The following is an 11,351-nucleotide window of genomic DNA, read 5'->3' on the forward strand; positions in this document are numbered from 1 at the left end:
ATTACTATAACGAAGAACGAATCCAAGAAAAATTAGGCTACCTGACACCGATAAAATATGGTGTACTGGCAGCCTAATCAAGGTGTTTTATATGTGTCTCATATCGCTAGGTCAGTCTAGGGATCGCCTTTTTGATTTGTCAGGATAACATAAAGAATTCATCCAGCTTCAACTGTTCGGATGTCTCGAGTGCCTTCATGATTTGTCCCGACTGAGCACGGATTTTATAGTCGGCCGAATAATGGAACAGCCCGTTATCGAGCTCGGTCACGGCGAGCGGCTCGATCAATGTCTTCGGATGGACGATATCCGTCAATTGAAGCGACAGTTCGATTTGGTGGTCGACCGGCAAGCGGATCGAAGCATAAAAATGAACGGAACGGTTCGTACTGCGGGTGATGAGGATCGGGGAAGCTCCGACATTGACATCTTTTCCGTTTAATCGCGTGATCGAGATGAGTCCGTGCAGAGACGGTAACGGTTTTTTCGGTGACTTCTTCATCGATTCGACAGGTTGCAGGACACCTTGTTTCAACAGCAGACGCAAATGCTCGATGCCGACCGGACGGCTGAACAGATAGCCTTGGACGGCGTGGCATTCGAAGTCCCGGAACTGATCGAGCTGCTGAAGCGTCTCGATGCCTTCAGCGACGACCGACAGCTGAAACTCTTTTGCCAGGTAGACGATGCTTTTGATGAGCGGAATCGACCGCTCGTCTTCTTCGAGGCGGGCGACGAACGACCGGTCGAGTTTCAGACTGCTGATCGGATGTGTTTGAAGGCTGCTCAAAGAAGAGACACCGCTTCCGTAGCCGTCGAGAATCAGTTGGATACCCAACTGATGCAGTTGCTGTAACGTCTCTTTGACAAATTCGCTCTCACGCAACAACACACTTTCCTGAAGCTCGAGTTGCAAGTACCGGGCCGGGACTTGATAGCGGTGCAGACAGGTCCGGACTGTGTCGACGAAATCCCGGTGAAGCAGTTGCTTCGAAGACAGATTGATCGAAATCGGGACGACCGGAATTTGCTGTTGCAGGAGGGACTGAATCGTCCGACAGACCGTCTCGAGCACCCATTCACCAATCGGCAGATAACAATGTCCTTCCTCTGATAATGGGATGAAGTCTTGCGGCGGAATCCGTCCCCATTCGGGATGATCCCAACGAATCAAAGCCTCACAGGTCAGAATCTGTCCGCTCCAAATGTCGACCTTTGGTTGGTATTCGAGAAACAGCTCATCCTGCTGGATCGCATTTCGCAGACTTTGTTCCAGCTGATGCCGGCGGTAGATTTCAAGATCAAGCTGTGACGTATAAAATTCGTAAGCGGACTGTGCTTTCAGTTTGGCACGGGACAGGGCACGGCTGGCAGTATGCAACAGCTCCGTAGCCGTCGTTTCGTCATGTTGGAACGGACTGAGACCAATTGCGAGCTCGGCCGCCAGTTCGTATCCTTCGATTTGAATCCGGGTCGTGTTCAACGCCAGCAAATCGAGACACATCGCTTTCAGGGCGACTTCGTCAAACGGTTGTGTCGACAAGGCGGCGTAATGGTCACCGGTCAGCCGGGCACAGTAGAGGTCCGGTAATGTTTCCGTTAAGTAACGGCTCGTCTGCCGCAGCCATTGATCGCCGATATCGTAGCCAATCTGTTCATTGATTCGATGCAACTGATTGAAATCAAGCGATAGAATCGTAAAGGGATGGTCGGTCCGGATCAAGTGCTCGACTTCTTCCATGAATAACGTCCGGTTCGGCAGTCCCGTCACTTGATCATATAATAAGGACAGTTTCCGGATATCTTCCTGTTGCTCGAGGCTGGTCCGGTCGGACGGACATTCGATTTCCGTTTTATCCGTCGGTTTTACGACAGACTGAAAAAGAAAACTGAACAGCTCCTCGGAACCGTCTTCGGAGCGGAGTCCGTGACAGGACACTTCTTGTGTATAGTCTCGTGTCTGATTCATCCGCAAGGAGCAGGAGACAGTGGGTTCCCCTGCCTGTAGGAGCGTCAGCTGTTGCTTAAAATGGGACCGGTCATCGGGATGGATTTCAAGTAAAAACTCATCGTACTCGAGGGAAGCAAGCCGATGTTGCGAGATATCCAGTAACGAGGCGAAATGAGCCGATAAAGTCAGCCGGTCCCGTGTCGTTTCGTACTCGAAAAAAGCGAGACCTGGAAGTGACGCTGTCAGCTGTTCTTTTGCCGACAGCCGGGTATGTTGCAGCCGTAACTGGATATGCTGAGTGATGTCCCGGGCGATTCCGTAAACACCGATGATGACGTGATTTTGATAGATGGGAATGTTCGTGACGTTCATCGTCAAACGGTGTCCGTCGTGATGAGCAACTTCTGCCGTGAAGTGGACGGTTTCGCCGGTTAAGGCCCGTTGTTTGAGCGGAGCGATCCGTTTCGCTTCAGCCGGTGTGATGAATTCACTGAAATGCTGGTGATGGAGTTTTTTTCCGCCATAGCCGAGCAGCAGGGACAGTTTTTGATTGTAGGAGACAATTTGTCCTTCTAAATTTAAGGTATAGACCGCATCGGGATGGTTTTCGAGAAAGTGTGTCGCATCGACCAGTTGTTTGAAATCCAGGGAGCCGTTGATGAAGGATTCTGTGTTCTTCTTTTTGAAGAAGGGCATGATCTCACCTCATTTAGTGTCGTTATAGCTTGATTATAACAATTTATGGTATTTAGACATATCGTGTCTGTTGAAAAATAAGCAAATGTTTTTGAACGAATGGGTTAGGCCTTTCGATGCATCTACGCGATTCATTCCCTTATTTTGAAAAAAACATCGAATTTCCAAAAAATTGACCGATATACTTAAGGAATAGAATTGAACAATAAGTCAATGAGGAGCCAACACATATGTTACGAGGAATGTATACGGCGTCTGGTGCGATGCAGGCGTTACAACGGCAGCAAGAGATGTTAAGCAACAACCTGGCCAACGCCCGGACACCGGGCTTCCGGGCCGATCAGGCGTCCCTCCGGACCTTTCCCGAGATGATGATCCAGCAGTCGGGCGTTAATGAACAATCCGGTGTCCGTTCCCGCGGGACAGTCGGGAAGCTCGCGACCGGTGTCTTCATGCAGGCGGCGACACCGAACTTCGCTCTTGGCTCGATCACAGAGACGGGCAATGCGACCGACCTGCAAATCAGTTCGCTTGAAGGAGCAGCCCTGTTTACGATCCGGCATGCGGATCCTTCGACCGGCGAAGAGGAAACACTCTATACGACGAACGGTCAGTTCGCCGTCGGACAGGACGGTCTGCTCCGGACGACGGAAAATGATCTTGTTCTTGGTGACGACGGTCAGCCGCTGAACGTCGTCAATGAAGATTTCGTCGTCAGTGCGGACGGTGCCGTCACGGACGGAAACGGTCAAGCCATCGGCAACCTCGGTCTGGTCGTCACAAATCAGCCGGAAACGCTTGAGCGGACCGGGAACGGTTTGTTCCGGTCACCGGACGCCTTGAACGCTGGTGCCGTCAAAGTCGATCAAGGGGTACTCGAACTCGGGAATGTCGAAGTCGAACAGACGATGACGGAGATGAACGCCGGTCTCCGCCAGTTCGAAGCCAATCAGAAAGTCATCCAGGCCTATGACCGGACGGCTGAAAAAGCAGTTTCGGAAATCGGACGCGTCCGTTAATCAAGGAGGAAGTTCATGCAATCACTTTATACATCCGCCAGTACGATGGCTCAGCTCCAGAAGCAGCTCGATACGACCGGACATAACTTGGCGAATGCCAATACGAACGGATACAAACGGCGGGATTCCCAGTTCAATGAACTGCTCGTCCGTAACCTGAACAATCAACCGGCAGGACTGACGGCTGGACCGCTGACGACACCTGCTGGTCTGCGCCTTGGTGTCGGCGGATACGTCGCCAATGAAGCGACGCGTTTCGCGACCGGAACGTTCCAAAATACCGGGCGTAAGCTCGACGCAGCCCTCAGCAATCCGCACCATTTCTTTGGTGTGATCGATGCGGACGGCGTGACGAAGTTTACACGTGACGGTAATTTTGAATTGTCCCCGCAAGCGAACGGTCAAGTCCTGTTGACGGATGATGCCGGACGATCGGTCATCAATCAGGCGAACGAACCGATCACCTTCCCGGACAATGCGACGTCGATCGAACTGAACAAGGACGGTAACATCACCGGTGTTTTGAACGGAGAACGGCGTGTCCTCGCCCGGATCGGTGTCGCCGATATTCCGAATCACGGTGAATTGACCGATGTCGGAGGCGGTCTCTATACGACGGCAGGACAATACCAGAATGCGACGGGAAATCCGTTGACGGTCGGAACGCTTGAGACTTCGAATGTCGATATGGCGACGGAGATGACAAACCTGACGCAGATTCAGCGGGCCTATCAGTTTAATTCAAAAGCCTTGACGACATCGGATCAGATGATGGGTATCGTGACGTCACTGAAATAAGGATGCAAGGAATCGCGTAGATCTGACACAGCAAAAAGAGGGAGGGGATCGTCAAGATTCCCTCCCTCTTTCGTCTGCGGACCGACTGAAAAACCAGACGGTCAGTTGTTTTTCAACGAGACGTAAATCGCCGCCATATCGTCGTCGCCGTGACCACTTTCTAAGGCATGCCGGTATTGTGTCTGTGCCGTCGTTGCCAGCGGCAGGTCGAGCGTCAATCGTTTCGCTTCTTCCGTGATCAAGCCAAGATCTTTTGCCATCAAACGAAGTGGGAACGCAGGCGGAAACTGTTCGTCCCGGTACATCGTTTGTTTGCCTTGGAAAAGCGGTGTATTCATTCCGGAAGCACCAATCAGTTGCAGGAGCTTGTCTTTGTCGAGTCCGGCCCGTTCGCCAAGCAGTAAGGTCTCAGCAATCCCTTCGCCGACCAGAGCGAGCAGGAGGTTGATGGCCAGTTTGGCCGAACTCCCTGTTCCGTGGGCACCGAAATGAATGCTTTCCTTGCCGAGAATCTCGAAATAGGGACGACAGGCGGCAATCGCTTGTTCGTCTCCGCCGAGCAGCAGGACGAGTTGACCGGCTTCCGCGACCCCGACGGATCCGGAGACCGGTGCTTCGAGATACGTTGCGCCGGCCTGTTCGATTTGTTTCGCAAAGTCGATTGATTGTTCCGGTGAGATCGTACTCAAGTTGACGAGGGTTTTCCCCGACAGCTCACTCATCAGCAGACCGTCTTCCTGCTCGAAGACAGCCGTGATGGCAGGACCATCCGCGAGCATCAGAAAGATGATGTCCGATTGCTCGACGACGGCGCGGGGTGATTCCAGGGCAACAGCCCCTTCCTTGACGAGAGAAGCGGTCTTCTCGACCGTCCGGTTATACACGTTGAGCGGATGCCCGGCTCGTCTGAGACGCAACGCCATCGGCACTCCCATATGACCTAATCCAACCTAATGCCATGTCTAAAACTCCCTTCGTTTGTTCATACTTCTCTTTCATACCCGTCTTCTTTCAACCGATAACCTGACAAAAAAACGCGCCCTTGCCGGAGAGGCAGGGACGCGTGCGATTATTCTTCATACGTTAAAATCGTTGAAATGACTGCAATCGGGAAGCGGATCGTAAACGTTGATCCGGCACCGATCGTCGACTCGACATCAATCGTCCCGTTATGGTGCTTGACGATTTCCTTACAAATCGACAGGCCAAGTCCGGTTCCGCCGATTTTCCGCGTCTCCGAATTGTCGACCCGGTAAAACTTATCGAACAACTTCGACATCGCTTCTTGGGGAATACCGATTCCCTGGTCACGAATCGTGATTTCCGCAAAACCGTCGTGGTTTTCGATGCGAATCGCGACGTTGCCGCCATCCGGTGAATATTTGATTGCATTGCTGAGCAGGTTGTTCAGTAACTGTTTGATTTTTTCCGCATCGGCATCAATCATGATTGGTCCGACAGCTTCAAATGACAATTCGTGTGTCGTATGGGAAGCGTCATGGAAGTCGATCAATTCTGCCGCCAGCTGAACGAGATCAAACGTCGCCATCTGATAGCGCTGTTCGCTTGATTCCATCCGTTGGACATCGAGGAAATCGTTGACGAGTGTCGTCAGGCGTCCCGTTTCCGAGTGGATGGTCGTCAAGTACTTGCGTTGTTTCGGCGGATCGATCTCCCGGTTCAGCATCAGTTCCGTAAAGCCGTAAATCGAGGATAACGGTGTCCGCAGTTCATGCGAGACCGTCGAGACGAACTCTTCTTTCATCCGGTCCGCTTCCGTCTCTTTCGTGACGTCGCGCAAGACGAGCATCGTACCGACCCAGACCTGATTGATCTGGATTTTTTCCGCGTAAATCTGGATGTAGGCACTTTGTGAACGGATCGAGACGAGAAGACTGTCTTTCGGCAGGTTCTGTTCGACGATTTGTTCGATATACTGCTCGAACGGTTCCGGTTCATCGATGATGGCGGAGAGCGCCGACATCGCCTGACGGAACGAGGACAGATTACTGTCGTCCTGGTATTCCGTCTGGACTTCCGGAAACAGTTTCATCAACGGTTCGTTGACAAGCAGTTCATCGGATTCATGTTCGATATAGACGACGGCTTCCCGGATCGAGTTCAGGAGTTGACCAGTCTTATTTTTCTCGTGCATCATCTTCTCATAAATCCCCATCCGCATCAGTGAAAGTGACAACTGGTGCGAGAACGACAGGATGTCACCCATCTGTTCCGGTGTGAAGGCATCCCGGTACCGGACGAGGTAGACGCAGGCGATGATCTGTTCTTCGTTCGGATCAAGGATCGGAACGGCGACCTCATACATGTAGTATGGATACGGCAACGGACTGTCGTGAGCGACTTGTTTTGATGAATGAACCGGTCGTTTTAAGACGCGGGCCCGGTGGAACAATGATTGATCGTCCTTGACGAGCTGACCGACCATCTCTTCCGTCATTCCGTATTCAATCGTCGAGCGGACGTCATGCTGGTCGAGGAACAGCAGGGCACCGATTTCCGAGTGGGTGATGGCGACGAGTTTTTCGATGATTTCCGGATACGCCGTCAACGTCTCGCGTGACGCGAGGGTCTCCGTCAGTTCATTACGGTATTTCAGGTGCTGTTCGCTACGTAACGTGATTTCGAGTGCTTCTTCGAGCTCTTCCTGCTGGGCCTGCAACTCTTCCTGCTGGGCGACGAGCTCTTCTTGTTGCGCTTGTAACTCTTCGTTTTTCGCCAGCATGTGGACTTTATTGTCGGCGATTGAGGTGGCCATCTGATTAAACGATGTCGTCAGGGTGTAAAGCTCATCCTGACGTTTCGGTAACGGAATCGTGTTGATGTCCTCTCCGCTTGCGAGCAGGGCGCTGTCACGCGATAACGTGTTGACCTGCTTCGTCACCCGGCTGATGAAAGGACGGACGAGCAGTAACAGGATGATGATCAGGACCACGAGATTCGACAGCCAGATGAACTGGGCGACCCGCATTTCACCGAGTAAGTTCGTTTTGGCTTCTGTCTCTTTGTTTTGAATCAACGTCAAGTAGTCCGTGAGTAACGTATCGATGCCGGCTGCATCCGTATCGGTCGTCAATTGACTGTTTGAGCCTTTTAACGTGCCGTTTTCATTAAATAAATTTTCACCGTTCGACAAGGAAGCAAGGGTTTTTGGATCAAGGAATGTCTCGTCGATCGATCCGTCTGTCTTACCGGCGACATATTCTGTCAACAATGGAAGGGCGGTCCCGAAGTAATCATCATAAAGTGTCCGGGTGGCGACCGCGTATTCCTGTCCTTGTTCGTAAATGGCATTTTTTTCGAACCAGGTCGTCAAACGATTGATTTCCCTCTGATTCGCTTTGATCGTATCGAGTATTTCTGGTGTACCGAACAGCACATACGATTTCACATTGCTCTGCACAAGTGTCCATTCGTTGGCTAAGGTATTGGCATTCGTTCGGCGCTCCCGTAAATCATCGAATGTGGCATTCGTCTGGTCGATCTTTCGTTCCGTATAGTTGTAGACGATTGCTGACGTCAGACTGAGCGCGATGAACACCATATAAAAGGCAAACATCAATTGACGACCGATTTTTTGATTAATCCATTTCACTTGTTTATCCTCCGTATGTTATTTTCTAAGGTTCAAAGAATTAATCCAGCATTTTTATCTTACTTAATAAAACAGGGATTCATCAAACTTTAACACGCAAAGATGCAAAAAAGATATTTTAATTACTGGATTTAAAGAATGAATACAACACAAGCGACATTTTATGAAGGAATCGAATGAACAATCCTTCAACTATTTTTTGAAAATAAGGATTAGAAGCGGACGAATAAAGGAAATCTAATGAAGGAGAAGTCCTCATTTTAATCATAAGGAAGTGACAAGATGCAAAAAATGTTCGAGAACAAATGGTACCGCGGTGCCTGGTGGATCATGACGCTGCTGATCATCGTCTGGATCGGTAATCACGTGACGTTCCTGTTCCGACCGATTGCGATTTTACTGCAGATGGTCGTTCCGCCGCTTGCGATTGCCGGTATTCTGTATTATGTCCTGTTACCGATCGTCGAGCTGCTCGAAAAGAAGATGAAGCGGCGTCCGGCTGTCATCATCGTATTGATTGGTTTGATCAGTATCTTGACCACACTTGGATTTATCTTCGGTCCGATGCTGTCAGATCAGATTACGGAATTCGTCAATTCGATTCCGACACTCGCTTCCCAGTTCCAGCGTCAGCTGATTGACGTCAGGGATCAACTCGAAAACAGCGCCTTCTTCTCCCGTTTCCTCAGCGGACAGGATGACCTGTTTAATAAGTTTTCCGGCAACGTCTCGGAATATGCCTCGACCTTCCTGAAAAACATCGGAACCGGCGTCGGCGGATTTGTCAGCGTCATTACGACGACGGTCGTAACGATCGTCATCATTCCGATCATGTTGATCTACATGTTGCTTGACGGGGATAAGCTGAAGGGCAATCTCGTCAAGATCATGCCGTTTGAATACCATAAGGAAACGAAAAAGATTCTGCATGACGTGCATTTGACGATCATGAGCTACATTCGGGGGCAAGTCATCGTCAGCATCGGTGTCGGCATCATCGCTTATATCGGTTATCTGATCATCGGCATCGATTATGCGCTGTTGCTTGCCTTGTTTGCGACGCTTACGAATATCATTCCGTTCCTCGGACCGGTCATCGGGGTTGTTCCGGCATTGATCGTCGGATTCATCCAGGATCCGATTCTTGCGATCTATGCCGTCATCGTCATGACGGTCGCGCAACAGATCGACTCGCACATCATGTCACCGCTCGTTCAAGGGAAGACGCTTGATGTCCATCCGCTCACGATCATCATCGTCCTGCTCGTCGCCGGAAACATCGCCGGATTCTTTGGTGTACTGCTCGGCGTTCCGTTCTACGCCGTCATGAAGGTCGTCATCCTGAACATCCGTCGCCTGTATCATCTGCGGTCGCAAAAGAAGATGGTCATCGCAGAAGACGATAAGACATTTAATACGATCGTGACGACAAAAGACTGACTTTTGAATTTTGCCGGCAATTCCGTCATACTGAAAACGTAGTCGATTGTGTCACGAAAGGGGTATGTGTCAGATGGATCAACGTCACGTAGAAGAACAGGCTGATTTATTGGCCCTCCAAAAGTTTCAGCACAATTTCGAAAATAGTCTCAAGTCGAGTGTCATCTATATCCTGCGGGATGGAGCATTGACGATCGGGGAGATTGAACAGCGCATCGATCAGTCACACGGTCAGATCCTTGAGCAGTTGCAGGAACTGATTGAAGACGGGCTCGTTTTACAGCAGATGTCGGAAAAAGTCCACGGACTCGCCTATTCCTTGACGGGACCGGCGGAAGAACTCGTTCGCCAGTTTAAGGAATCGATTGCCTGGAGCAAACAACACATTACGTATTAAGAATAGTCATCAGTCCCTCTCGAATAAGTTTCGGGAGGGGCTTTTTTTGATTCTGTATATTATTTAAATATAAATTTAAAAAGAGGTGTTTTGGTAAATTTTAGATGAATAAGGTATGAAATAAAATTACAATATATTTTATTGTAATTTTATTCAAAATATATTCAAAATATATTTTTATGGAAATTTAACATATCAAATACTGGTTAATAATAACTATATAGTCATTGTAATTGTAAAAAAATGTATGTTTTTAAGGTAAAAAGTCGCATAATATAGGGTGTAAGGTAATTTTTTCTCAAGAAAAGGAGTGTTCGAATGAACAAGAAAACGCCCGATTTTCGAAAAAAGATGAACCGACACCATAGAAACCACACCAAGCGACTTGTTAAATTACTGGCAGCGTCCTCTCTGGCCCTCTCACCAATCTCATTCACGTATACGAAGACCGAAGCTTCTGAAAAAAAATTTCAACCACAACAACAGCAATTTGCGAATTCGATTAAGAATTCGATTGGTCAAGCACCCAATCGAGTTAGTTTGGCTGAGGTGCAACTCTTAACGAATGTAATAGTCGATGCTAATCTGACGGAACAACCGGGTAACTACGATTTGGCACTGAATTTAACAGGTACCGGATTAGTCGATGCTGAAATCGTAAATCCGGATCGTGTTGCCGTCTTTAATATTCCTGAATTGGCTGGAAAGATGTCAGCAAACGGGGATGCCACAGTTAGTGTTGAGTTGTTACCCATCACACTGGAAGATTTACCGACGTTAAAGGGGCAGTTGGATCCGGTAGCAGGAGCATTAAATACGACGGTAGGTAATCTGTTAAGTATCGTGAATACTGTCGCAGCGGGTAGTGTCACGGGGATTGATGAATTAGAACAGTCACTGGACGCTCTGAATAATTTAGATGATGCCTTATCAGACTTGTTGGATTATGAAGGTCAAGTACCAATCGTTATTAATCCTGACGGAAGTATCGTCATCGACTTTAGCGACGGCTTGGGAAATCATTTGGATACTGCAGTAAAAGAAGTTGTACAAGAAACGTTGCAAAACGTGATTGATGCCATCAATGGGGTTCGAGTAAATGGAGTAGCAGGACTCGTTGTGAATCCGGTATTGAACGTTGTAAAACGTTCATTAACTCCTTTGAATACGTTGCTCACAGCCGTCACGAATGACACCGTCGCGCTTTCGAATGAATTAGCCGGCGTACAGGTACTTGGACCAACGACGATTAATGCCAACGTCACGGTTGATAAACCAGCTGGTGTAAACGATGAGGTGATCGTGACTGGATCCGTTGTTAATACATCCGTCATCGATGCGGATCTTTTAGCAGATTTAGATGGTCAAGATACGATTGTTTTTGATGAGGAAGCGGATGCTGATGCGGATGCCGATGCGGATTCGGATGCGGATGCT

The 11,351-nt window shown here is 49.3% G+C and carries 9 protein-coding genes and 1 pseudogene; 6 read left to right on the forward strand and 4 right to left on the reverse strand.

The features are described from left to right. Positions 1–77 (forward strand): IS3 family transposase (locus tag R7V76_RS16680; RefSeq protein WP_369076249.1); only part of this gene is annotated, 77 nt, incomplete at its 5' end. Between the two features lie 62 nt (positions 78–139). Here R7V76_RS16680 and R7V76_RS14145 read toward each other — a convergent pair. Then, positions 140–2,647: a sensor domain-containing protein gene (locus tag R7V76_RS14145; protein ID WP_318093363.1), complete on the reverse strand. Its 2,508-nt coding sequence runs from the start codon at positions 2,645–2,647 to the stop codon at positions 140–142. Between the two features lie 230 nt (positions 2,648–2,877). Between R7V76_RS14145 and R7V76_RS14150 the strand changes: the two genes are divergently transcribed. Continuing rightward, positions 2,878–3,666: a flagellar hook-basal body protein gene (locus tag R7V76_RS14150; protein ID WP_318093365.1), complete on the forward strand. Its 789-nt coding sequence runs from the start codon at positions 2,878–2,880 to the stop codon at positions 3,664–3,666. Positions 3,667–3,681: 15 nt separating this feature from the next. Beyond that, on the forward strand, positions 3,682–4,464 hold the full coding sequence (locus R7V76_RS14155) for a flagellar hook-basal body protein (RefSeq protein ID WP_318093367.1): 783 nt from the start codon (positions 3,682–3,684) through the stop codon (positions 4,462–4,464). A gap of 101 nt (positions 4,465–4,565) precedes the next feature. Here R7V76_RS14155 and R7V76_RS16745 read toward each other — a convergent pair whose 3' ends face one another. From R7V76_RS16745 to R7V76_RS14165, 3 genes and pseudogenes are all read right to left on the reverse strand, one after another. Continuing rightward, positions 4,566–4,976 (reverse strand): NAD(P)-dependent oxidoreductase, encoded by a 411-nt coding sequence (locus R7V76_RS16745; protein ID WP_440137053.1) that lies wholly within the window; start codon positions 4,974–4,976, stop codon positions 4,566–4,568. Next, positions 4,962–5,402 (reverse strand): annotated as a pseudogene (locus R7V76_RS16750) (NAD(P)-dependent oxidoreductase); the annotation flags it as partial. The pseudogene R7V76_RS16750 and the gene R7V76_RS16745, both read right to left, overlap by 15 nt. A 131-nt stretch (positions 5,403–5,533) precedes the next feature. After that, positions 5,534–8,077 (reverse strand): HAMP domain-containing sensor histidine kinase, encoded by a 2,544-nt coding sequence (locus R7V76_RS14165; protein ID WP_318093370.1) that lies wholly within the window; start codon positions 8,075–8,077, stop codon positions 5,534–5,536. A 282-nt stretch (positions 8,078–8,359) separates the two neighbouring features. On the opposite strand from R7V76_RS14165, the gene R7V76_RS14170 reads away from it, so the two are divergent. The 3 genes from R7V76_RS14170 to R7V76_RS14180 all read left to right on the forward strand — a co-directional run. Further along, the gene (locus tag R7V76_RS14170; protein WP_318093371.1) at positions 8,360–9,517 is read left to right on the forward strand and encodes an AI-2E family transporter; all 1,158 of its coding nucleotides are present in this window, start codon (positions 8,360–8,362) and stop codon (positions 9,515–9,517) included. A gap of 73 nt (positions 9,518–9,590) precedes the next feature. Then, positions 9,591–9,914, forward strand: a complete 324-nt coding sequence (locus R7V76_RS14175; RefSeq protein ID WP_290828367.1) for a winged helix-turn-helix transcriptional regulator — start codon at positions 9,591–9,593, stop codon at positions 9,912–9,914. Between the two features lie 318 nt (positions 9,915–10,232). Beyond that, positions 10,233–11,351 (forward strand): adhesive domain-containing protein (locus R7V76_RS14180; RefSeq protein WP_318093373.1); only part of this gene is annotated, 1,119 nt, incomplete at its 3' end.

This window comes from Exiguobacterium artemiae (genome assembly GCF_033342815.1).
Classification (GTDB): domain Bacteria; phylum Bacillota; class Bacilli; order Exiguobacteriales; family Exiguobacteriaceae; genus Exiguobacterium_A; species Exiguobacterium_A artemiae_A.